Consider the following 22327-nt stretch of genomic DNA (forward strand, 5'->3'; position numbering starts at 1 on the left):
GGTCACCACAACCCGCGAAAGGCAGCAATGACGCTTGCGACAGTTTTGAGGAACGGCCACGTGTTCGACGGCGAACGCTTCCTCCCCGGCCAAACCGACGTCGTCATCCGCGACGGAATGATCGAAGCAGTGGGCCGCGACGCCGGCCTGGCCGGGGCTCATGCGGATGCCACGGTGGTGGATTGTGCTGGTCGCACTGTCCTGCCCGGTCTGATCGACCTGCACGTTCACGTCATGACCTCCACCCCTGGCTCCATCCAGGCGATGGTCGAGCCCTACTCCCTGCAGTTCTACGAATCCGTGCGGAACCTCGAGGCCACCCTGCGCGCCGGCGTCACCACGGTGCGCGACGCTGGCGGCGCCGACCTGGGCGCGAAAGTGGCGGTCGAGACCGGACTCGTCAAGGGTTCACGGCTCCGCATCGCCGTCAGCATCATGTCCCAGACCGGCGGGCACGGCGATCTGTGGCACCCCTCGGGGCTCGACTCCCCCGATTTTGGCCCTCATCCCGGTCGACCGAGCGGGATTGCCGACGGCGCCGATGAGGTCCGCAAGGTCACTCGCACCCTCTTGCGGGCCGGCGCCGACCAGATCAAGATCTGCTCCACCGGCGGCGTGCTTTCGCCGACCACCGACCCGAGGCACTCCCAGTTCACCCCCGCGGAGATCGCCGTCGTCGTCGAGGAAGCTGAAATGCAGGGCAAGTACGTGATGGCCCATGCGCAGGGCACCGCCGGGATCATCAATGCGCTGCGGGCGGGAGTGCGCACCATCGAGCACGGCATTTACCTCACCGACGAGGCAATCCAACTGTTCCTGGACACCAAGGCTTACCTGGTTCCCACCCTTTCGGCTCCGCTGGCCGTGATCCGCAAGGGCGAATCCGGCACCAGCGGCCTGTCCCAGCAGGTCATCGATAAGGCCCAACGGGTAGCGGAGGACCACCGCCGGTCGGTCGCCCGAGCCATCGCCGCCGGCGTCAAGGTCGGCATGGGCACCGACGCCGGGGTCGGCGCGCACGGCGACAACCTGGAGGAGCTCGCTCTGATGGCCGACGCCGGCATGACCCTTGATCAGGTCCTGGCGGCTTCCACGTCGGTGCCGGGTGAACTCATCACGCCGGTCGGCTCGGTGGGCCGGTTGGTACAGGGGCACCTGGCCGACGTCGTCGTGCTCACTGGCCTGCTGGAATCGGCGGGGCAGTTGGTTGGTTTGCGATCCATGATCGGGCAGGTTTATCAGGGTGGCGTACTGCAGTTTCCGACGGCGTGACCCTTCCCTCGGCATGATCACCCTGGTTGCTGAGGCCGAGGTACCTGGACGGAACCGACTTCGTCTGACGCCTCACTCCGGGCGTCTCCTTAATTCGAATATTGGTTCGAGAGATTTGTCCACATAGGGCGGTCAGTCCCCGAAATGTCGGGGCGGTTTGGGACAATTGAGGTATGGACGGAAGCGCAGCTCCAGTGTTGATTCGGAAGGGATTTCCCCTCCCGGGGACGGCTCAGCGTGGAGCATTTAGCGCCGGGTCCAGCACTGTTCCGGGGTCCTACCGTGTTCCGGGGGTTGGTTCTGTCGCTGATGGTGGGACCCGGGTGTTGCTCGACGCTTTGAAGGCACTGAGGCCGGCTATGACCTCCGCGGGGTTGATTGATCAGCTCCGTGGCTTGGAGGATCTCAAATCCGCGATTGCGGGGGTGCAGGCCCGGATCGCTGTCGCCTTCGACGTTTCCGAACGTGCTGCTCAGGCCGACGCCGGGGTACCCGCGACGGAGCAGGGCAACAGTGTTGGCGCGCAGGTCGCGTTGGCGCGGCGGGAGTCCCCGTCCCGCGGCAGCCGGCTGCTCGGATTAGCCCGGGCACTGGTGACGGAGATGCCGCACACGTTGGCGGCCCTGGAGACCGGCCAGCTCAATGAGTGGCGGGCGACCCTGCTGGTGAAGGAAACCGCGTGCCTTACCAGTGCCGACCGGTCCGCGGTCGATGAGGAACTCCACCCCGATGCGGGGACGTTCACCGGGTGCGGAGACAAAACGATCATCACGGCGGCTCGGGCTGCCGCGTACCGCCGGGATCCACACTCGGTGGTGAACCGGGCCGCCCACGCCACCAGCGAACGGTTCGTGAGTATCCGGCCGGCACCGGACACCATGGCGTACCTGACCGCGTTGTTACCCGTGAAGAACGCCGTCGCGGCCTACGCGGCGTTGACCCGGCACGCCGATACCGCCCGGGCGGGCGGGGACACCCGGTCTAGGGGTCAGCTGATGGCCGACACCCTGATCGAACGGATCACCGGGACCCCCGGTGGTGTGTCCCGGGTCGAACTGCAGGTCATCATCACCGACCGGGCCCTCCTCCAAGGCGATAGCGAACCCGCCAGGATCCCCGGCTACGGCATCCTCCCCTCCTCCTGGGCACGGCAGCTCCTGAACCCGGGTGAATCCGCTGAACCTGCTGAAGCCTTTGAGACGGGGCGTCCCGCCTTCGACGTGTGGGTGCGTCGCCTCTACACCGCGCCGGGCACCGGGGAGCTGGTCGGCATGGATTCGAAAGCCCGGCTTTTCACCCGGGCGCAACGCCGGTTCATCACCGTCCGGGACGATACCTGCCGCACCCCGTACTGTGACGCGCCGATCCGCCACTACGACCACATCATCCCCTGGCACCGCGGCGGACCCACCTCCATTCCGAATTCGGCGGGGCTCTGCGAGGCATGCAACCACACCAAAGAACAACCCGGCTGGACAGCACAACCACGCCCCGGACCCGACTCAGGCACAGGCACAGGGTCTCGGCACACCTTCCGTATCACCACCCCCACCGGCCACACCTACAACTCCACCGCACCACCCCTACCCGGAACTTGGCCCATACCCGGACCGGAGCCGGTCCTCTGAAGCGACTGCGGGTGCGGCAGTTGGGCCTTCCATTGAACCCAAAGATGATCGGGCGTATATTTCGGGATACGGATTCCGTCCTAGGGAACGGTCTTCTTTCGTCAGGTCAATGGCCCAAGATTGAGGATTACAGCATGTTCGAGGATCGCAAACGTCCAATCATTGCAGCCGTCATAGCGGGCGTCATGTTGCCCGGGATGCTGACGGCGACTCCAGCCCTTGCGGCCGTTTCCGTCATCAGGGCGGAAGTCTCGGGATCAGCCCTTCGGATCGAAGGAACCGCCATCGCCTCCCGGGACATCAGCGTGGACAACGTTGTGATGGGCCGGAGTGACAGCTCGGGTAGGTTCCGCATCGCCGTCGACCCCTACACGGCGCCCGCCGATTGCACGCTGGATCTGAGGGACGGTTCCGCGACCGTCACCACCCGGACGTTGACGGGCTGCACCGTCACCCGGCCTCCGTCGTCTGACACTACCGCCCCGAGTGTCCCAGCCAACCTGACCGCCACCGTTACCGGCACCACAGTCAGCCTCAGCTGGGGACTCAGCTCGGATGCCACTGGGGTGACCGGTTATCGCGTGCACCGCAACGGCACCTCGGTGGGAACCACCACTGCAACAAGCTTCACCGACTCGGGACTTGGTGGGGGAACCTACACCTACACGGTGGCCGCCTTCGACGCCGCGGGGAACACATCCGGCGCCTCCAACACCGCTTCGGCGACCGTGTCCGCCCCAGATCAACTGACTTTTCTGACCCCGGCACAAATGCCCGATGCCACAGTGGGCCAGGTGTATCTCGGCTACATCGTGTGCAGCGACCCTCCCGGACCCTCGATTTTCAGGTTCAAGCTCGTCACCGGAACCGTTCCGGATGGGACGCGCTATGTCAGAAATACCTTGGAGAACCGGCCGGAGACCAGGGTCATCGGCACCCCTACCCAAGCCGGCACGTTCACGTTTACCGTGGAGGTTCAGGACAACACCGGCGCAACAGCGCGGAGAACCTTCACCATCAGGGTGCTACCCGCGTAGCCCCGGACTTGACGGCGAGCGAACCCACCACAACCACCAGCACCAGTCCGCTGGCTGCCCAAGCCAACCCGGCATAGCCGATGAGCACCAGTGCGACGCCCGCCGTCGCTCCCCCGACCGCGCCAGCAAGGTTCATGATGAGGTCGGTCCGGCCTTGTATCCGGGTGCGGGCCGCACCGGTCACCAGGTCCGCCACCAGCGCCGATCCCGCGACGGTCGACGCGCTCCAGCCCAGACCGAGGAACACCAGCCCCACGGTCACCAGGACCGGATCATCCTCGCCCAAGGCGACGATCGGCAGCGACACCGCGAACAGGCCTTGTCCCATCAGGATGGTCGGCACCCGGCCCACCCTGTCACTGAGCCACCCGAACACCGGCGACAGCGCGAACATCCCTGCAATGTGCAGACTGATCGTCAGACCAATAATGGTCAACGTGACCCCATGATTGATCAGGTGTACCGGCGTCATCGACATCACCGACACCATCACCGCGTGGCTGATGGCAATCGCGCCAATGGCAAACACCAGCGACTCCCGCCCGCGGATGGCGCCCGGGAGTGCCGCATTCGCATTCTGGGTGACGTTGGACTTACTCAACAGATAGGGGTCGGGACGTAGCGCCACGAGGTAGACCGTCGCCGCGGCCAGCTGGGCGAACACGGCGATCAGGAATGACCCCGTGAGCGAGGGCATCTGCAGCGTCGACGCAATCGCCTCGCCGGGCCCGATCAGATTGGGGCCCAGCACCGCACCGACCGTGGTGAACCAGACCACCAGAGACAGGTCACGCCCCCGATGCTGCGGACTCGCCAGGTCGGTGGCAGCGAATCTGGCCTGAAGATTCACCGCGGTACCCACGCCGAGGAAGGCGAAAGCGAGCAACAGCAGCGGGAACGAACTCAGAGCGGCGGCGACGATAGCGACCACCGATCCCGTCGCAGCGACAAGCGCACCAGTAGTCAGTGCGCGACGTCGGCCCAGTCGTTGAGCGAGCCGGGCCAGCGGAATGGCACTCGCCGCAGCGCCCAGGGTGCTCAACGTCGTCGCCATACCGGAGAGCGCGTCCGACCCGGAAATGTTGGCAGCCATCACCGCCCCGATGGATACCGTAGACCCAATACCGATTCCGCCGAGGACCTGCCCCACAATCAGCACCCAGACCGTGCGCCGCTGGACCTGGACGACGTCAACCGCAGGGTAGGTCGATTGGCGATTCTGATGCGCACTGCTGGTCATGGGAAGAGCGTAGCCGGGAACGACGCTTGCGCCGAGGAGCGAAGTCTGGCGACTTCCACGCCCTCTGAATCGCCACACCTAACTTTTCGGCGAGGTGGAGAACCGAGGTACCGTATCCAGATCGATCTCCGCGAGCAGGCAGACACCCGGGCACGGGGCGGCGTGGGCCCCGGCTAGGCTGAGGGCGTGACAACCGCCCAGCTAGAAACCTCAACGCCTACCCGACGTCGACCCGGCCGCCTCGCGACCGCCATGGCCGCACTCACCACCGTCGTCGGCGTACTCCCGGTGTTCCTGATCGGCGGTCTGGCCGTCCAGTTGGAGGCCGACCTACGGATGACGCCGTCCGCGCTGGGCGTGGTCGTAGGTGTGTTTTGGGGCGTCTCGGCACTTCTGTCGGCGTCCGCCGGCGTCGTCGCCACCACCCTTGGGCTGAGGCGAGGCATGCCGCTAGGAGTGTGTCTGGGCCTGATCTCGCTGGTAGGGATCGCCTTCCTCACCCCCGGCTGGCCCTGGCTCATTCTCTGGTTGACGTTCGCCGGAGCGGCCAACGCGCTGTGCCAGCCGCTCTCCAACGGCCTGATCGTGGACCAGGTGGACACTCGGAATCGGGCGTTCGCGTTTGGGCTCAAACAGGCGGCCATCCCTGCAGCCACTCTGGCCGCCGGGCTATCCGTTCCCCTGATTGCCCTCACCATCGGGTGGCAGTGGACCTTCGCCATTGCCGCGGCACTGGCCATCCTGTTCGTCCCGGCACTGGTGCGGTCATTGCCACGCCGCGCACCGAGCGACAAATGCGCACCAAAAGACAAACGGGCGCCAAGACCTAAAGCTGTAAGGACACGGCTACCCCGCGAACTACGACCGTTCCTCCTCATGACCGCTGTCGCCAGCGGGCTCGGATCGGCGCAGGCCAACGTGGTGGGCTCCTTCACGGTGGCCTCGGCCGTCGGCGCCGGGTACAACGCAGCGACCGCAGGGCTGCTGCTAGCCGCCGCAAGCGTTGCGGGAATCCTCGCCCGGCCGCTGGTCGGCATCGCCGCCGACCGCGGCATCGGCGGCTCCATGGCAACCGTCGCCATCATGATGGGCACCGGCTGTGTAGGCCTCATCGGCATGGCTTCCGGGCACCCGGTGGCCTATGGTATCGGGAGTATTATCGCGTTCGGACTGGGCTGGGGCTGGAACGGTCTGGTGCACTTCGTGGTCTCGCGCGCCTCCCACCCGCACACCACCCGCGCCACCGGCATCACCCAGATTGGCACCTACCTTGGGGCTACTCTTGGCCCCCTGGTCTTCGGGTTCATCTTCACCCACTTTCCCGACGGCGTCGGCTGGAGTCTTGCGGCAGTGGTCGCCGCGGCCGGGGCGGCGACGGCGCTCGTCGCGTTCCAGCTCGAAAAGCGGCTACAGAGCACCACCGCGTCGTAGCCCACGTGAGTCGTGGCGCCTGAAAGACCCGCCTGACGCCAAATTGTTGAACAATCCTGCAAACTCGTGCATCCTAGAAGAACCACACAGGAGAGACGAGGATCACAATGGTGTACATCGACCTCAACAGCGACGTCGGCGAATCGTTCGGTAACTGGACCATCGGCGACGACGCCGCCATCTTCCGCTCCGTCTCCAGCGCCAACGTGGCGTGCGGGTTTCACGCCGGTGATCCCTCGACCATCGCGCAGACCTGCCGGGACGCCGTCGCCGCGAACGTGACCATCGGCGCACACGTCGGGTACCGGGACCTGGCCGGGTTCGGCCGCCGCTTCCTCGACTGCTCCCCCACCGAACTGGCCGACGACGTCCTCTACCAACTCGGCGCACTCGACGCGGTCTCCCGGGCGGCCGGCGGCACCATCAAGTACGTCAAACCCCACGGCGCCCTCTACAACACCATCGTCAGCCACGAGGTGCAGGCCCAGGCAGTGGTCGACGCCGTCAAGGCGTTCGGCGGCGACCTCCCACTGATGCTCCTCCCCGGCTCCGTAGCGCTAGCCAAAGCCGAGAAGGCCGGCCTCCGCGGCGTCGCCGAAGCGTTCGCCGACCGCGCCTACAACCCCGACGGCACCCTGGTCTCCCGCCGCGAACCCGGCGCCGTCCTCCACGATGAACACCAGGTCGCCGCCAACATGGTCCGCCTCGCCACCGAAGGCACGATCATCGCCCGCGACGGGTCAACCATCAAAACGTCCGCCGAAAGCATCTGCCTCCACGGCGACACCACCGGCGCCGTGTCCATGGCCGCTGCCGTCCGCCGCGATCTCGAAGCAGCCAGCGTCGGGATCCGGAGCTTCGTGTGAACCCTCCCGGAATCCGCTGGGCCGGGCCGCGTGCCCTCCTGATCCAGTTGGAATCGCTGGACTCGGTCCTCGCGGTGCACGCCCACCTGCAACGGCACCGGCTCCGCGGGCAGGTCGACGTCCTCGCCGCCGCGCAGACCGTGCTGGCCGTCTTCGATTCCGGCGCCGCCGCCCGCGCCGCATGGACCACCGTCGCAAGCCTGGACACGTCGCCCGCCGCCGACACCGCGGCGACCGGCGACCCGGTGCGGATAGAGGTGGTGTACGACGGCGAAGACCTCGCCGAGGTGGGCCGCCTCACCGGCCTCGACCCCGACGGCGTCATCGCTGCGCACACCGGCCAGTTGTGGACTGCAGCGTTTGGGGGTTTCGCTCCGGGGTTCGCCTACCTGGTCGGGGAGAACGAATCCCTCACCGTCCCCCGACGGACGTCGCCGCGCACCGCAGTCCCCGCCGGAGCAGTGGCCCTGGCGGGCAACTTCTCGGCCGTCTACCCGCGTCGCTCCCCCGGCGGCTGGCAGCTGATCGGGCGGACCTCCTCCCGGCTCTGGGATTTGGGGCGGGACCAGCCTGCCCTTCTCCGCCCGGGCACTGCCGTCCAGTACGTGGCAGTGCGGGACACCGTGACGGTGACAGACCAGGTGGACGCGACGGCGCCGGATACCCATCCGGGCCTGGGGACGGTGAATCAGCCCGGCATGTCCCTTGAAATTCTCGCCCCCGGTCTGCAGTCACTGATCCAGGACCTGGGCCGGCCGGGCCTCGGCGACGTCGGAGTCTCCAAAGCCGGCGCCGCCGACACCGCGAGCGCCCGGCAAGCCAACCGGCTGGTCGGGAACGTGCCGGGCGATGCGGTGATTGAGACCATCGTCGGCGGCCTCACCGTCAAAGCCCACGGCGAACTCACCCTCGCCCTGGCCGGGGCCATCACCCCCGCCGAGATCAGCGGCAGTGACAGCATCCGCACCGCGCCAATGTGCTCACCGTTCGCCCTGCACGACGGCGAAACCCTCCGACTCGACCAGCCCGACGCCGGGCTGCGCACCTATCTGGCCATTCGCGGCGGCATCGACGTGCCAGAAGTGTTGGGCAGCCGGTCAACCGATGTGATGTCGGGGATTGGACCGGATCCCCTCGCAGCAGGAACTGTGCTGCCGATCGGGGCGGTCGATCAGGGCCGCACGGTCGGCGCACCGGAAACCTCAACGCTTCCCGACGCCATCCAGCTGGGCGCCGTCCGGCTGGGCGGCGTCGGGCTGGGCGGCGTCGGATCAAAGGCACGCGAACCGGTAGTCCTGCGCATCACTACCGGTCCCCGCCACGACTGGTTCACCGAGAAATCCCAGACTGCACTGGCCGATCAAACCTGGACCGTCAGCGCCGAATCGAACCGGATCGGGGTTCGCCTCACCATCGGCGAACCGTCGGACACCGGAAAAACGGGAAAGACCGGAGAGACCGGCGCTTCAGCCCGCGGCACCGAATCGCACGGGACCAGCAAGCCGCTGGAACGCACGAATCACGGCGAACTCCCCAGCGAAGGGGTCGTCGCCGGCTCGCTGCAGGTGCCGCCGTCGGGCCTGCCGGTGCTGTTCCTCGCCGACCATCCGGTGACTGGCGGGTATCCGGTGATCGGCGTCGTCGTTCCCGAGGACCTGCCCATCGCCGCCCAACTGCCGCCCGGGACCCCGCTGCGGTTCGAGGCCGTCGACCCCGAAACGCTGCAGCCCCTGAAACAGCACCCGATCACCACCCGAAGCTCGCGAAAGTAGCTGCCATGAAGAAGGTCCTGATCGCCAACCGCGGGGAGATCGCCGTCCGCATCGCCCGCGCCTGCTCGGATGTGGAGCTGACCTCGGTGGCCGTGTACTCCGAGCCCGACGCCGATGCCCTCCACGTCCGCCTCTGCGACGAGGCTTACGCGCTGTACGGATCGGCCAGCGCCGACACGTACCTCAACATGGACAAGCTGCTCGACATCGCAGCGAAGGCCGGGGTCGACGCCGTACACCCCGGTTACGGGTTCCTCTCCGAGAACGCCGACTTCGCGGCGGCCGTGCAAAACGCGGGGCTCACCTGGATCGGCCCGTCCCCGGCAGCGATCCGCAGCCTCGGCAACAAGGTCACCGCCCGCGAGATCGCCGTGAAGGTCGGAGCCCCGTTGGTCCCCGGATCCGATGGGCCGGTCGCCAGCGCCGAGGAGGTCCGCGCGTTCGCCGAACAGTACGGTGTTCCGGTCGCCATCAAGGCGGCCTACGGCGGCGGCGGGCGCGGCATGCGGATCGCCCACCGGATGGAAGACATCGACGACGCGTTCGACTCGGCGGTCCGCGAAGCGACGGTCGCGTTCGGGCGTGGCGAGTGCTTCGTGGAACGGTTCCTCGACAAGCCTCGCCACGTCGAGGCTCAGGTCCTCGCCGACACGCACGGGAACGTCGTCGTCGTCGGCACCCGCGACTGCTCCCTGCAGCGGCGCAACCAGAAGCTGGTGGAGGAGGCCCCGGCCCCGTTCCTGACCGATGACCAGCGCACCCGCATCCACGAGTCGGCCCGCGCCATCTGCCGCGAGGCCGGCTACACCAACGCGGGCACCGTCGAGTACTTGGTGGCGCCCGACGGCGTGATCTCCTTCCTGGAGGTCAACACCCGCCTGCAGGTGGAGCACCCGGTGACCGAGGCGACGTCGGGCATCGACCTGGTCCGTGAACAGTTCCGCATCGCCGCGGGCCTGCCCGTCAGCATCACCGAGGACCCGGCGCCGCAGGGCCACGCGATCGAGTTCCGGCTCAACGCCGAGGACGCCGGCCGCGGGTTCCTGCCCTCCCCGGGCCCGATCGACGTGTTCGAGGCTCCCACCGGCGCGGGCATCCGCGTCGACACCGGGGTGCGCTCCGGCTCCAGCGTACCCGCCGAGTACGACTCCCTGATGGCTAAACTCATCGTCCACGGCGAAGACCGCCCGCAGGCCCTCCGCCGTGCGCGCGCCGCCCTGGATGAGCTGAGGATCGAAGGCCTCCCCACGGTGATCCCCTTCCACCGTGCTGTGGTGCGGGACCCGGACTTCACCAACCCGGAACGGCTCGGCGTGTACACCACGTGGATTGAGAATGCCTTCGCCGGCCGGCTCGACGCCGCACTGTCGAGTGGGACCGCGGGCCCAGTTGCCCGGCGGGAAACCCTCACCGTGGAGATCGACGGCAAGGCGGTCCAGCTGGGCCTCCCAGCCGAGGTCTTCGCCGCGCTGATGAACGGCAGCGGCAACGGCAATGGAACCTCGGGAGCCGCCGTCGCGCAATCCGCAGACACGAACGACGACAACGGCGTCATCACCGCCTCGATGGGCGGCACCCTGGTGAAGTGGCTGGCCGACGACGGCGCCACAATCACCGGGGGCCAGCCGGTCGCCGTGCTGGAGGCGATGAAGATGGAAACCGAGGTGCTCGCCGCGGCAGCCGGGACATTCAGCCGCGGCCGGCAGGAGCCGGGTACCGCCGTCGCCCGTGGTGAGGTACTGGGCAATGTTCTGAGTACGGTCGGCTAACATCTGTTGATGACAAGGGGGAACGAAAATGACGATGACAGCTGTAACCAAGCTGGATAACGGGGCATCGGGATCGGCCGAGCATGCGCACACGGCGGCGTGGATCGCCTCCGTGCTGCGGGGGCGGATTGCCGCCGGCGAGCTGACGCCCGGGTCGAAGCTGTCCGAACAGACGCTATCGACGGCGCTGGGCGTGTCACGCAACACGTTGCGTGAGGCGTTTTCCGCGCTGGCCGGCGAATCGATGGTCACGCGGATCCCCAATCGCGGCGTGTTTGTGGCGTCCCCGGGGGTCGAGGAGGTGCGCGAAATTTACCGTGTGCGCCGGATGATCGAACCCGCCGCCGCGCTGTGGGGCGAGGTCACCCCCGAGGTCCTCAAGAACATGGAAGCCATCGTGGAGCGGGCCCAGGCAGCGCGCGACGCCGGGTCGGTCCCGGACATGGCCAACGCCAACCAGGCGCTCCACAGCGCCGTCGTCGGCCTGGCTGGCAGCGAGTCGCTGCGCACGCTGATGGACCGGGTGCTCGCGGAGATGCGGCTGGTGTTTTATGCGATGGCGTCGGCCCCCGACTTCCACAGCCATTATGTGGACCGCAATGTGCAATTGGTTGAGCGGCTCCGGGCCGGGGAGCGCGACGAAGCCGCTGCGGGCCTGCGTGCCTACCTCGACTCCGCCGAGGCTGAACTTCTAGGCCACCTCGCCGACGAACCATCCTCGGAGCAAGCGTTCTAAGACACCGCCCCCCTGGGCCACCACCCCCAATCGAGTCACCACATTTGACCGGTTTCGGCCGGGATTTTGATTACTTCTGTTGAGTCGATGGTCTTCGGGCGGATTAGGGCACCAGGTAATCGCTGTCCCGGGCGTCGGTGATCAGCATGTGCCCCGGCGCGTGGCCGATTGCCAAGGGTGGCCGTGACTGCATCACCGCCGCCTGCGGAGTCACCCCGCAGGCCCAGAACACCGGAAGATGACCCTCCGGGATCTGAACCGCGTCGCCGAAGTCCGGCGACCCCAGGTCAATACCCAGCTCCTCCGGATTCCCCACGTGCACGGGAGCGCCGTGCACGGCCGGGTAGCGGGAGGTGATGCGGACGGCGTCGGCCACCTGGGCCGCCGGCACCGGTCGCATCGAGACGACCAGCGGCCCGGACATGGCACCGGCGGGCGCAGCCTCCCGGTTCGTCCGGTACATGGGCACGTTCACACCCTGGTCGATGTGCGCGATCCGAACCCCGCCGTTCTGCAACGCCGTCTCGAAGGTGAAGGAGCAGCCGAACAGGAACGTCACCAGGTCATCGCGCCAGTGGGCGGTGATGTCGGTGGGCTCGTCCACCAGGATGCCGTCGTGATAGACGGTGTACTTGGGGACGTCGGTCCGGATGTCCCCGCCAGTCAGCAGCGGCCCGGTGGTTTCGCCGGGCTCCAGCACCCCGAGGATGGGGCACGGTTTGGGGTTGCGCTGCGCGAAGAGGAGCAGGTCGAACGCTTGCTCCCGCGGGATCGCCAGCACGTTCACCTGAGCGTAGCCGCGGGACCAGCCCGACGTCGGGCTCACCAGTCCGGCGCGGAACGTAGCCCGCGCGTCGGCTGGCAGCATCGTGGCCGGGTCAGCGGGGCGGGAAGTACCTAGCCCCACAGTTTCGCCAGCCCGGTGATGGAGGTGTAGCCGAGGAACAGGGTGAGGAACCACGTGATGATGCCGATGATCAGCAGCCATTTGGGGTAGACGTAGCCGTGCAGCAGGTCGCGGCGACGCCAAGCCACCCAGAGGAGCACACCGAAGCCGACCGGCAGGATCAGTCCGTTGAACGCCCCGGCGAAGATCAGCAGTTCCTGCGGAGCCTGACCCAGGAAGACGTAGGCAATTGCGCAGCCGGCGATGAAGACCACGGTGATGAGGTTGCGCTTCCGTTCGGGAGTCTTCGTGGTGGTGATGAAGGAAACCGAGGTGAATGCCGCGCCGATCACCGAGGTGATGGCCGCAGCCCAGAGGACCACACCGAACATCCGCATGCCGATTTCCCCGGCGGCAATGCCGAACGCTTCGGCAGCCATGTTGTCGCTGGTGAGGACCGCACCGCCGGCGACGACGCCGAAGATCGCCAGGAACAGCAGCACCCGCATGACGCCGGTAACCAGGATGCCGATCACTGAGCTGCGGGTGATCTCTCCGACGTTGTCGGGACCGGTGACGCCCGAGTCGAGCATCCGGTGAGCGCCTGCGTAGGTGATGTAACCGCCCACGGTGCCGCCCACCAGGGTGGTGATGATGAGGAAGTCGATCTGTTCGGGGAGGATCGCGTTCTTGAGTGCTTCGCCGACGGGAGGGGCCGCGACGATGGCCACGTAGATCATGAGGAGGATCATGATGGCACCGAGCAGCACCACGATGCGGTCCATCGCCATGCCGGCCTTCTTGCTGACGAAGATCAGGATGGCGATCACCGCCGAGATGGCACCACCGATTTTCGGGTCCATTCCGAACATGGCGTTGACGCCGAGGCCGGTTCCGGCGATGTTGCCGATATTGAACACCACTCCGCCGATGAAGACCAGCCCGGCGAGGAACCAGCCGACACCGGGGATGACCTTGTTGCCGAGTTCCTGGGCGCGCATGCCGGAGACGCCGATGACCCGCCAGACGTTCATCTGTACGGCAATGTCGATGAGGATCGACGCCAGGATCGCGAAGGCGAACGCCGCGCCGATCTGAACGGTGAAGACTGTGGTCTGGGTGATGAAACCAGGCCCGATGGCGCTGGTCGCCATGAGGAACATGGCTCCCAGGAGCGCGGTGCGCCGAGCGGAGGAGCTCAGCTTCGGTTTATTCTCGGTATCTGCCATTGGTCCGTCCGTTACGTCAAGGTGATTGGAGTCACATTTTGTATTTGAGACGACCCTACAGGTTGTTGAACAATCGGCGCAAGGTATTGTTCAACAATTTAAGGGATTGACCGGGGCTCACCACCACTGATGCCGACATTCGGCATTCTGGCATTCCCAGTCGGGGGAGCCAAGCTCCCGCTCCCCCGTTTGGAGATTGAGTCGCTCGTCCATGAAGACACAGCAACCGGCAAACACCGTTTTCGGCATCAGCTCCCGCGCGTCCGGCAAAATCATTCCGTAGGCTATCCGCCAGGATTCGCTTCCGCAGACCGGGCATTTGCGGGTGCGCGTAACCTTGGCCTTCTGAATAGGTTTCATGCGGCCATGCTAGATCCGGGCACCGACAATTCAGCACCGCTCCAGCAGGACTACCCGCCGTCACCGACCGGAGCCTGAACACTCAGCGCAGCAAGCACCGCTGCAGCATCCACCGGCCGGCTCGGGCTATACCCGGTGAGCTGCTCGAACCGGGCCAACCGGTTCAACACGGTATTGCGGTGACAGTACAGCTCCTTGGCGGTATCGGACACCGATCCCGAACTGAAGTAGGACTGCAGCGTCTCGACCAGCCGTTCCCGCTCATGATCCGAGATCGACGCCAGGGGCCCCAACACTGTGTCGGCCAGCACCGGCCCGAACTCCCCCATTTGGGTCGCCGCCACAAACCCCCAGGCGTCACGGATCGTTTGCCGCCCGGACGATTCCGGAGTCACCGACTCGACCGCCTGCAACGCAATCCGCAGCATCAACGGCACCTCGGCCAGCGACCGGGCCGGCGGCGCGAGGAAGCATCCCAGCGGGTCCAGCCACGGCCGGGTCCCCTCCGGATCCTTGCCGGCACGGGCCGGCAGGTCTTCCATGATGAGGATCAGAGCGCCGTCGCGCTCGTGAAGATACTGCCCGACGCCGGCAGCCAACACCCGCTCCCGGAACGCCTTCTGCGCGTGGTCGGCGGCCACCGCCACAATGAACTGGCTCTCCGCATCCACGCCGAGCGCCCGGGCCGCCTGCCCCAGCAACTGCGGGTCCTTCCCATCGGAAATCAGCAGCCGGGACAACAGGAATGCCCGCTGCTGCTCCTTCGCCTGCGCCATGCTGGCCAGCTCGTCAAGATAACCGGCGTGCACCCGGATCGTGTGAAACTCGACCGCTTCCCACACCCGCACCGCGTCCTGGGTGAAGTCCGGCAGGGAGGCGGCGGGCACCTTCTCCAACATCGCCACCCACAGCAGCCGAAAGTCCATCCGGACCGCCTTCAGCAAGGACTCGAGCGGAACACCCTGCTGCGCCCGCCGATGACCGAGGGCAAAGGACACCCCGGTCAAACGGTCCGGCAGCGGCAACTCCCCCACCAGACGCAGCAGCAACTCGAGGGACGCAACGGCCGTTTCCCGCAGATCGCGGTCGTCAACAGTCGACCCGGCATACCCCTCAATCTCCTGGACATCCAGCAGAAACTGGTCGGTAATACTGTCGATGTCAGCTAGACAGTCAGAGACAACATCGGACACCACTGACCGGACCGGGGCATTCTCGGACGTGAAAGGCTCACCATTGGGCATCTGCCCATCCTAGCGGGATGGCCGATGGTGTTCACCCATTGTTTACCGACGTGATCCAGACCACCATTGGAGGTGCCGCCACTGTCAGCCGGCCCCCACCCCCAAACCCCTTGGAAGTTCATGCTCGATTTGAAGCTCGTCAACGCCAGCCTCTTCACGCTGGCCGAAGCCACTCCCACCGCCACGGCCATGGGCGTGCTGAATGGCCGCATCGTCGGCTTCGATGAAGACGTCATCGACCTCCCCGCCACCCGCACGCTCGACTGCGCCGGCGCCGTCGTCGTCCCCGGGTTTGGGGATTCACACAACCACATGGCGTGGTTTGGCCAATCGCTCACTGAGCTGGACCTCAGCACCTGCACAACTCTGGATGAGCTGTACGCAGCGGTCACCGAGTTCGCCGAGAACCTCGACGACGACGCCTGGGTGGTCGGCTCCGGCTACGACGACACCGTGCTCGGCGCCCACCCGCACCGGGACGGGCTCGACGCCGCCGCCCCCGGCCGCCCGGTCTGGCTCAAGCACCGCTCCGGGCACCTCTGCACGGTGAACACCGAGGTGCTGGAACGCGCCGGCATCCTCAACCGCTCCGTGGCCACCCCCGAGGGCGGCACCGTGGTGACCGACGACGCCGGCCCCACCGGCCTCCTCGAGGAGCAGGCCCAGAAACTGGTCACCGCGCTGGTGGTCCCCTACCCCATCGCCGATCTCGCCGACGCAATCGGTGCGGCGAGCGCCGTCTACACCTCCGAGGGCCTCACCCACGTCACCGAGGCCGGCATCGGGTCAGGCTGGATCGGGCGCAGCCCGGTGGAGCTCGCCGCCTACACCGAAGCCCGACACCGCGGCACCCTCACCACCCGGGTCCAGCTGATGGCCGCCAGCGACGCCCTCCACCCGCTGACCGCCGCCGAGGATGACAAGATCAGCTTCGGCCTGGACCTGGGCCTGACCACCGGGTTCGGCGATGACCGTATCCGCCTCGGCGCGATGAAGATCTTCGTCGACGGATCACTGATCGGCCGGACGGCAGCCGTCACCGAAGGGTTCTGCGACCATGACCATTCCACCGGCAGCTTCCAGCTCTCCATCGACGAGCTCACGCGCCGCATCATCAACGCCCACGTCTCCGGTTGGACCGTCGCCGCCCATGCCATCGGGGACGCCGCCGTCGACGTCGCCCTCGACGCCTTCGAGGTGGCCCAGAACGAACGCCCCCGCAAGGACGTCCGGCACCGGATCGAACACGCAGGAATCGTCAGGCCGGACCAGCTAGCCCGGTTCGCCGCCCTCAATGTCACCCCCGTCCCGCAACCGCATTTCCTCTACGAAGTGGGCGACACCATGGCGCAGGCCGTCGGCGTCGACCGCGAACCGTGGGTCTACCGGCACCGTTCCTTCCTGGACCAGGGGGTGCGGGTGCCTGGCAGCTCGGACCGCCCGGTGGCGTCCGGCGCTCCGCTGCTCGGGATGCAGTCGATGGTGCTGAGGCAGACCTCCGGCGGAGCGATCCTCGGCCCCGAAGAACGGGTCGACGCCGAGACAGCCCTCCGCGCCTACACCGTCGACACCGCCTGGATGGCCGGCGACGAAGCCCATCGCGGAACCCTCGAAGCCGGCAAGCTAGCCGACTTCGTGATCCTCTCCGACCACCCCGCCGACGTCCCGCCCGAGCAGATCGGCGCCATCACCGTCCTCGCGACGGTGATCGACGGCGTCGGCGTCTTCGGTCAGGACTACCTCGACACCCTTGACACTTCTCTCACCGACACTTCACCGACCTTCCGTCCCACAAAGCACGCCCTTACCGAGCAAGAACCCATCACTCAGAAGCAGGAAGTTTGAGCATGCAACCACATGAGGCAACCCAGGAAGAGAAGCCGGATATTCCGGTCGTCAGCGGCAAGGACGCAGGCAAGATTGCCCGCGCCGCCTTCGTTGGCACAGCGCTGGAATGGTACGACTACTTCCTGTTCGGCACCGCGGCAGCGATCGTGTTCAACCGGCTGTTCTTCACCGAGCTCGACCCCACGGCGGCGACCCTCGCGGCGTTCGCGACCTTCGGCGTCGGCTTCGCTGCCCGTCCGATCGGTGCCGTGCTCTTCGGCTACATCGGCGACCGGGTGGGCCGCAGACCGGCCCTCTTGATCACCATCGTGATGATCGGTGTGGCCACCGGGCTGATCGGGTTCCTGCCGGACTTCGGCAGCATCGGCCTCGCGGCTCCCATCATGCTGGCTGTCCTGCGGCTGATGCAGGGTCTCGCCGTCGGTGGTGAGTGGGGCGGCGCCATGACGATCGCCGTCGAGCACGCCCCGATCGAGAAGCGCGGCAGGTACGCGGCGCTGGTGCAGGTCGGTTCGCCGGTCGGCACGCTGATGTCCTCGGGCGCGTTTGCCCTGGTGCTGCTGCTGCCCTCCGAGGCGTTCGACGCCTGGGGCTGGCGCCTGCCGTTCCTGGCTGCGTTCCCGCTGCTGCTCATCGCCCTGTACATCAGGTTGCAGGTCGAGGAGTCCCCCATCTTCCGTGAACTGGTCAAGCTCGAAGAGCGCGCCAAGATCCCCGCCGTCGACGTGTTCAAGCAGGCCTGGGGCCGGCTGCTCGTCGCCATCGCCGCAGCGTTCCTGGGCGTCGGCGGGTTCTACGTGATGACCACCTTTGTGATCAGCTACGGCACCACCACCCTGGGCATGGACCGCCAGCTGATGGTGAATGCCACCCTGGTGGCCGCCGTCGTGCAGATCGGCGTCGTCCTGCTGGTCGGCAGGATCAGCGAGAAGATTGGACCGGGTCGGATGACCTTCTTCGGCGGATTGGCGACGGCGGCGGGTGCGTTCCCGCTGTTCTGGATGATCGATACCCGCAACCCTGCGGCCATCATCGTTGCCGTGACCATCGGCATTGCGCTGGTCTCCCTAGCGTACGCCGTCACCGGCGCGCTGCTCACCGAACTGTTCCCACCGCACCTGCGGTACAGCGGTGTGGCCCTGGGCTACAACCTGGCCGGTGCGCTGAGCGGGTTCCTGCCGCTGATTGCTGTAGCGCTGCTCGGTGCTACCGGCGGCGGGTCGTGGACCGCTTCGCTGCTGCTGATGGCCGTCTCGCTGATCACAGCGGCAGGCGGGTTCTTCGGCGAGAAGCTCCGCCTCAAAGACAAAGCGATTGTGCAGTAAGGATCCATATGTTGACTCCAGAAATGACCAAACGGATTACCGACGCCGTCGACACCGCCTTCGACCGTCAGCTCGAATTCACCGCAGAGCTGGTGCGGCACCCGTCGCTGCGGGCCGAGGAGGCAAGCGCGCAGGACCTGATGTTCTCCCAGATGGAACTCCGTGGGCTCACCATGGACCGATGGCAGCTCGACGAGGAAACCCTGTCCGCGCATGTGGGCTATGGGCCGACGACCGTCGCGCTCGAGGACCTCACCAACGTGGTCGGCACGTACACGCCTGCCGCGCCCGCCACCGGACGGTCGCTGATCCTCAACGGGCATATCGACGTCGTTCCCACCGGGCCGGAAGACACCTGGTCGCGGAGTCCGTGGGACGCCGAAATCAAGGACGGCTGGATGTATGGGCGGGGGTCCGGTGACATGAAGGCCGGTCTGGCCGCTAACCTGTTCGCGTTTGATGCGTTGCGGGCGGCCGGACTTGCTCCGGCGGCGGTTATTCACATGCAGTCCGTGGTGGAGGAAGAGTGCACCGGCAACGGCTCGCTCGCCGCCCTGCAGCGCGGGTACACGGCGGAGGCCGTGGTCATCCCGGAGCCGGAGGAGAACATGCTGGTGCGAGCCAACGTGGGAGTGATCTGGTTCAAGGTGCGCGTCTCCGGGAAGCCGACCCATGTGCGGGAGATGGCGACCGGGTTCAACGCGATTGACGCCGCCTACACGGTGATGGGTGATCTGCGGGAGCTGCAGGACAAGTGGAATGCCGACAAGGGCAGCCACCGGTACTTCGAGGACCTGGATCATCCGATCAACTTCAACATCGGGATGATCTCCGGCGGCGACTGGCCATCGAGTGTGCCGTCGTGGTGTGAGTTTGATGTGCGGGCGGCGCTGTATCCGGGGGTAACGGCTGCCGACGCGTGGTCGCAGATCGAGGCTTGTCTGCGGGACTCAACGTCCGGCGCCGAGGTGTCGGCGGTGCGCAGCGGCTTCTTCTCGGAGGGTTATGTGCTGGAGGAGGGGTCCGACGCCGAGGGCGTTCTGGCGTCGTCACATCAGGAGGTGTTCGGGTCGGCGTTGGAGTCGTTCACGACGCCGGGCTACCTGGATGGCCGGGTTTTTACGCTGTACGGCGGGATTCCGGCGCTGGTTTATGGGCCGGTGTCGGAGGCGATTCACGGGTTTGATGAGCGGGTGCACGTTGAGTCGGTCCGGAAGGTCACGAAGGCGATCGCACTGTTTATTGCCGAGTGGTGCGGGGTGACGGAGACCCGCTCCGCCTAGGTCTTTGAGCACAAAGAAGGGGAGGTCCGGCCGGACGTCCCCTTCTTTGTGTTTGTGTACCTACTGCGGGTCGAGTTCGCCCTCGCACAAGCTGCGCACGACATCGGTCAGGACGTGCAGCCCGGTGACGATGTCCTGATCGGTGGTGTACTCGTGTTCATTGTGGGAGATGCCCTCCACCGAGGGGACGAAGAGCATGACCGTCGGAACGATGTCTTTCATGTTGGTGGAGTCGTGCCCGGCAAGGGTCTTCACCCGTGCGTAGCTGACGCCGCGGTTGGCGACAATCTTCTCCGCGAGGGCGACACCTTCGGTTTGGTAGGGCGTGACCGGCCAGCAGTGGGCGCCGAACTTCTCGATCTTGACTTGAGCGGAACGTTCAATCTGTTCGATCCGCTCGTGCAGCATCTGGTCTGCTTCCTGGAGCAGAGTCTCGTCGGCCGAGCGCAGATCCAACAGCAGGGTGACGCGGGAGGGAACGACGACGGGCGAGTTGGGGTAGACATCCAGCTGGCCCACGGAGGTGTGGACGGCGCCTTCGGGAAAGTGGTCGGCAATTTCGCGTGCAGTGACGACGAGCAATGAGGCCCCTAGAAGAGCATCATGCCGGTCGGCGATGATGGTGGACCCAGTGTGGGCCTGCTCGCCGTGGACCACAAACTCGTACTTGTTGGCTGCCCAGTTGGAGTCGACGACGCCGATAGCTATGCCGTCGCGTTCCATGCTGCGGCCCTGTTCAATGTGGATCTCGGCGCAGTAAGCTGCCTGCGGTCCGGTTCCTTCACCGAGCGCGTTGGTGGATACCAGCGCCTCACGGACGGTGATGCCAGCCGGATCGGTGGTGGCGAAAGCCGCGTCCAGGGTCATCTTTCCGGTGTAGACGGAGCTGCCCATCATTGAGGGTTTGAAACGGGATCCCTCTTCGTTGAACCAGTTCACGACCGCGAGGTTGTAGCGAGGGCTGAGGCCGCTCGCTTGCCACTCAGCGGCGAGCTTGAACGCGGCGTGCGCCGCAGCAAGGACGCCATAGGCACCGTCATAGCGCCCAGCGGTGGGCTGGGAATCGAGGTGTGATCCGACGACGACGTACGGCTCGCCAGCTTCAAGTTCCAGGAGTCCAAACTGGTTACCGATCTGATCGAATCTGACCGTAAATCCACTATCAGTGAGCAGCTGGGTGAACCAGGCGCGCTGCTCTCCGTCCGCTGTCGATCCGGCCTGCCGGTCCACTCCTCCGCCGGCGGTGGCCCCGAAGGTGCTTAGCGTCGCGAAGTCCTTGAGGAACGAAGCGTCTCCCCCCTCGAAGTGGGAGGGGTCTGTTTTGGGTACGGCGCCGTTGCTCATTTGTCTGGTCCTTTGACTGATTGGAAGTTTATTCAATCCTCGCAGTGGCCCGCCCGAGTGGCACTGGCCTGCGTCAACCATTTCTATGGAGCACGCTGTGTGCCTACACAACCGGGGCATGCTCGACCTACGCAGAGGCAAACATTGGTTCAGCTCCCAGGCTGATTGGCGAAAAACGTTGTTCCTCAGCCGAATCCGGAGTGATCCATCCCGCGACGCGAAGTCACATCCACCATCGGCAATCCCACATAGAATTGCCGTCGGCCTCACTGCCGAAAAATTACCACCGAACCATCTGGGGAAACGATGAAAAGACTAGTGGCACCACTGAGCATGGCATTGCTAATCCTCACAGGGTGCAGCAGTTCTGAAACGCCGCAAAGCGAACCGACTATCCTACAATCGGCTTCATCAGGACCCCTTACGGCCCCGTCGCCTTCGCCGGTCCAGCCTTCACCCTCGACTACTGCGACAGTCCCGTTAGAAATGACAATTACAGCGGCCGGGGATATGTACCTCAATAGCGTGTGCCCCTCGAATGAAGCTGCAGCGGAGTTATCTGAAGAAGTGAACGGAGCAATCGACGTCGGAACTCCGCTCGATATAGCTGCTGTAAACGCCAAAGCGGCTGAGGCGAGGGACGCGTATCGGTCCACCATTGACCAGCTCAGCTCTGTCGATGTCCTGTGGCCAGAGATCGTAGTCCCCGACATTGAAGCGCTCGTTGAGAATATCTACGGGGATGTTGCGGCGACTGATCAGATCGCGGCGGCACCCAACGAAGAAATGTTTATTCCCACCTGGAATGCCTGGATCGACCCGGCGGCGCAGGCGACCACCGCGGGAACTCCGCAAAAGATCCGGGCAAAGCTGGAGTTGCCTGCGGATGCATACGCGAGTTGCGAGGGGCGTTAGCCCGGCCAGTTCCTATTCGGCAGTCGCTAGTGAACCACATAAGCGCCCCGCCCAACGGGGCTTCCGCGAGGTACCAGCACCTGCTATTAGCTAATGTCCAAGCTAACTTCGGCTGCCAACCGCTAATCGCAGAAGATATCGC

18 protein-coding genes are annotated in these 22327 nt (G+C 65.9%); 12 read left to right on the top strand and 6 right to left on the bottom strand.

The window, feature by feature from the left end; translation table 11 throughout:
- Nucleotides 1-27: 27 nt before the first annotated feature.
- The 3 genes from ACX80G_RS01045 to ACX80G_RS01055 all read left to right on the top strand — a co-directional run bounded on the left by ACX80G_RS01045 (nucleotide 28) and on the right by ACX80G_RS01055 (nucleotide 3937).
- Complete coding sequence (locus ACX80G_RS01045) at nucleotides 28-1272, top strand: metal-dependent hydrolase family protein (protein WP_459305115.1); 1245 nt, start codon at nucleotides 28-30, stop codon at nucleotides 1270-1272.
- Between the two features lie 173 nt (nucleotides 1273-1445).
- Nucleotides 1446-2900: an HNH endonuclease gene (locus ACX80G_RS01050; RefSeq protein WP_459305116.1), complete on the top strand. Its 1455-nt coding sequence runs from the start codon at nucleotides 1446-1448 to the stop codon at nucleotides 2898-2900.
- Between the two features lie 134 nt (nucleotides 2901-3034).
- A complete protein-coding gene (locus tag ACX80G_RS01055) occupies nucleotides 3035-3937 on the top strand; it encodes a putative Ig domain-containing protein (RefSeq protein WP_459305117.1) in 903 nt (300 codons plus the stop codon).
- Here the strand turns inward: ACX80G_RS01055 and ACX80G_RS01060 are convergent.
- Nucleotides 3918-5177: an MFS transporter gene (locus ACX80G_RS01060; protein WP_459305118.1), complete on the bottom strand. Its 1260-nt coding sequence runs from the start codon at nucleotides 5175-5177 to the stop codon at nucleotides 3918-3920. The genes ACX80G_RS01055 and ACX80G_RS01060 overlap by 20 nt on opposite strands.
- A gap of 186 nt (nucleotides 5178-5363) precedes the next feature.
- Between ACX80G_RS01060 and ACX80G_RS01065 the strand changes: the two genes are divergently transcribed.
- From ACX80G_RS01065 to ACX80G_RS01085, 5 genes are all read left to right on the top strand, one after another.
- A complete protein-coding gene (locus ACX80G_RS01065) occupies nucleotides 5364-6608 on the top strand; it encodes an MFS transporter (protein WP_459305119.1) in 1245 nt (414 codons plus the stop codon).
- A 107-nt stretch (nucleotides 6609-6715) separates the two neighbouring features.
- On the top strand, nucleotides 6716-7474 hold the full coding sequence (locus ACX80G_RS01070; protein ID WP_459305120.1) for a LamB/YcsF family protein: 759 nt from the start codon (nucleotides 6716-6718) through the stop codon (nucleotides 7472-7474).
- The gene (locus tag ACX80G_RS01075; RefSeq protein ID WP_459305121.1) at nucleotides 7471-9246 is read left to right on the top strand and encodes a 5-oxoprolinase subunit B/C family protein; all 1776 of its coding nucleotides are present in this window, start codon (nucleotides 7471-7473) and stop codon (nucleotides 9244-9246) included. The genes ACX80G_RS01070 and ACX80G_RS01075 overlap by 4 nt, the downstream gene beginning before the upstream one ends.
- Nucleotides 9247-9251: 5 nt before the next feature.
- Nucleotides 9252-11015 (top strand): acetyl/propionyl/methylcrotonyl-CoA carboxylase subunit alpha, encoded by a 1764-nt coding sequence (locus tag ACX80G_RS01080; protein WP_459305122.1) that lies wholly within the window; start codon nucleotides 9252-9254, stop codon nucleotides 11013-11015.
- A 34-nt stretch (nucleotides 11016-11049) separates the two neighbouring features.
- Nucleotides 11050-11751: a GntR family transcriptional regulator gene (locus ACX80G_RS01085; protein ID WP_459305123.1), complete on the top strand. Its 702-nt coding sequence runs from the start codon at nucleotides 11050-11052 to the stop codon at nucleotides 11749-11751.
- A 103-nt stretch (nucleotides 11752-11854) separates the two neighbouring features.
- On the opposite strand, the gene ACX80G_RS01090 is transcribed toward ACX80G_RS01085, so the two are convergent.
- The 4 genes from ACX80G_RS01090 to ACX80G_RS01105 all read right to left on the bottom strand — a co-directional run bounded on the left by ACX80G_RS01090 (nucleotide 11855) and on the right by ACX80G_RS01105 (nucleotide 15470).
- Nucleotides 11855-12619, bottom strand: coding sequence for a putative hydro-lyase (locus ACX80G_RS01090; protein WP_459305344.1), 765 nt, complete (start codon nucleotides 12617-12619; stop codon nucleotides 11855-11857).
- 29 nt (nucleotides 12620-12648) lie between these two features.
- Entirely contained in the window at nucleotides 12649-13866 is a 1218-nt protein-coding gene (locus tag ACX80G_RS01095; protein WP_459305124.1) for an NRAMP family divalent metal transporter, read from the bottom strand.
- A gap of 117 nt (nucleotides 13867-13983) precedes the next feature.
- Nucleotides 13984-14226, bottom strand: a complete 243-nt coding sequence (locus ACX80G_RS01100; protein WP_459305125.1) for a hypothetical protein — start codon at nucleotides 14224-14226, stop codon at nucleotides 13984-13986.
- Between the two features lie 50 nt (nucleotides 14227-14276).
- Nucleotides 14277-15470, bottom strand: coding sequence for a PucR family transcriptional regulator (locus ACX80G_RS01105; RefSeq protein WP_459305126.1), 1194 nt, complete (start codon nucleotides 15468-15470; stop codon nucleotides 14277-14279).
- Between the two features lie 120 nt (nucleotides 15471-15590).
- On the opposite strand from ACX80G_RS01105, the gene ACX80G_RS01110 reads away from it, so the two are divergent.
- From ACX80G_RS01110 to ACX80G_RS01120, 3 genes are read left to right on the top strand one after another with little or no spacing between them, the layout of a single operon-like run.
- Nucleotides 15591-17315 (top strand): amidohydrolase, encoded by a 1725-nt coding sequence (locus ACX80G_RS01110; protein WP_459305127.1) that lies wholly within the window; start codon nucleotides 15591-15593, stop codon nucleotides 17313-17315.
- 2 nt (nucleotides 17316-17317) lie between these two features.
- Complete coding sequence (locus ACX80G_RS01115; RefSeq protein WP_459305128.1) at nucleotides 17318-18643, top strand: MFS transporter; 1326 nt, start codon at nucleotides 17318-17320, stop codon at nucleotides 18641-18643.
- An 8-nt stretch (nucleotides 18644-18651) separates the two neighbouring features.
- Nucleotides 18652-19926, top strand: a complete 1275-nt coding sequence (locus tag ACX80G_RS01120) for an ArgE/DapE family deacylase (protein WP_459305129.1) — start codon at nucleotides 18652-18654, stop codon at nucleotides 19924-19926.
- A 60-nt stretch (nucleotides 19927-19986) separates the two neighbouring features.
- Here ACX80G_RS01120 and ACX80G_RS01125 read toward each other — a convergent pair whose 3' ends face one another.
- On the bottom strand, nucleotides 19987-21270 hold the full coding sequence (locus tag ACX80G_RS01125) for a M20 family metallo-hydrolase (RefSeq protein WP_459305130.1): 1284 nt from the start codon (nucleotides 21268-21270) through the stop codon (nucleotides 19987-19989).
- 486 nt (nucleotides 21271-21756) lie between these two features.
- Between ACX80G_RS01125 and ACX80G_RS01130 the strand changes: the two genes are divergently transcribed.
- On the top strand, nucleotides 21757-22185 hold the full coding sequence (locus ACX80G_RS01130; protein WP_459305131.1) for a hypothetical protein: 429 nt from the start codon (nucleotides 21757-21759) through the stop codon (nucleotides 22183-22185).
- Nucleotides 22186-22327 lie beyond the last annotated feature (142 nt).

It is taken from the genome of Arthrobacter glycogeni, from assembly GCF_054510815.1.

Bases quoted from the DNA above. Each gene is read 5' to 3' on its own strand.
- ACX80G_RS01110 (WP_459305127.1), top strand. From the start codon at position 15,591: ATGCTCGATTTGAAGCTCGTCAACGCCAGCCTCTTCACGCTGGCCGAA.
- ACX80G_RS01085 (WP_459305123.1), top strand. From the start codon at position 11,050: ATGACAGCTGTAACCAAGCTGGATAACGGGGCATCGGGATCGGCCGAG.
- ACX80G_RS01045 (WP_459305115.1), top strand. From the start codon at position 28: ATGACGCTTGCGACAGTTTTGAGGAACGGCCACGTGTTCGACGGCGAA.
- ACX80G_RS01130 (WP_459305131.1), top strand. From the start codon at position 21,757: ATGACAATTACAGCGGCCGGGGATATGTACCTCAATAGCGTGTGCCCC.
- ACX80G_RS01115 (WP_459305128.1), top strand. From the start codon at position 17,318: ATGCAACCACATGAGGCAACCCAGGAAGAGAAGCCGGATATTCCGGTC.
- ACX80G_RS01105 (WP_459305126.1), bottom strand. From the start codon at position 15,470: ATGCCCAATGGTGAGCCTTTCACGTCCGAGAATGCCCCGGTCCGGTCA.
- ACX80G_RS01100 (WP_459305125.1), bottom strand. From the start codon at position 14,226: ATGAAACCTATTCAGAAGGCCAAGGTTACGCGCACCCGCAAATGCCCG.
- ACX80G_RS01090 (WP_459305344.1), bottom strand. From the start codon at position 12,619: ATGCTGCCAGCCGACGCGCGGGCTACGTTCCGCGCCGGACTGGTGAGC.
- ACX80G_RS01055 (WP_459305117.1), top strand. From the start codon at position 3,035: ATGTTCGAGGATCGCAAACGTCCAATCATTGCAGCCGTCATAGCGGGC.
- ACX80G_RS01050 (WP_459305116.1), top strand. From the start codon at position 1,446: ATGGACGGAAGCGCAGCTCCAGTGTTGATTCGGAAGGGATTTCCCCTC.
- ACX80G_RS01080 (WP_459305122.1), top strand. From the start codon at position 9,252: ATGAAGAAGGTCCTGATCGCCAACCGCGGGGAGATCGCCGTCCGCATC.
- ACX80G_RS01060 (WP_459305118.1), bottom strand. From the start codon at position 5,177: ATGACCAGCAGTGCGCATCAGAATCGCCAATCGACCTACCCTGCGGTT.
- ACX80G_RS01070 (WP_459305120.1), top strand. From the start codon at position 6,716: ATGGTGTACATCGACCTCAACAGCGACGTCGGCGAATCGTTCGGTAAC.
- ACX80G_RS01120 (WP_459305129.1), top strand. From the start codon at position 18,652: ATGTTGACTCCAGAAATGACCAAACGGATTACCGACGCCGTCGACACC.
- ACX80G_RS01125 (WP_459305130.1), bottom strand. From the start codon at position 21,270: ATGAGCAACGGCGCCGTACCCAAAACAGACCCCTCCCACTTCGAGGGG.
- ACX80G_RS01095 (WP_459305124.1), bottom strand. From the start codon at position 13,866: ATGGCAGATACCGAGAATAAACCGAAGCTGAGCTCCTCCGCTCGGCGC.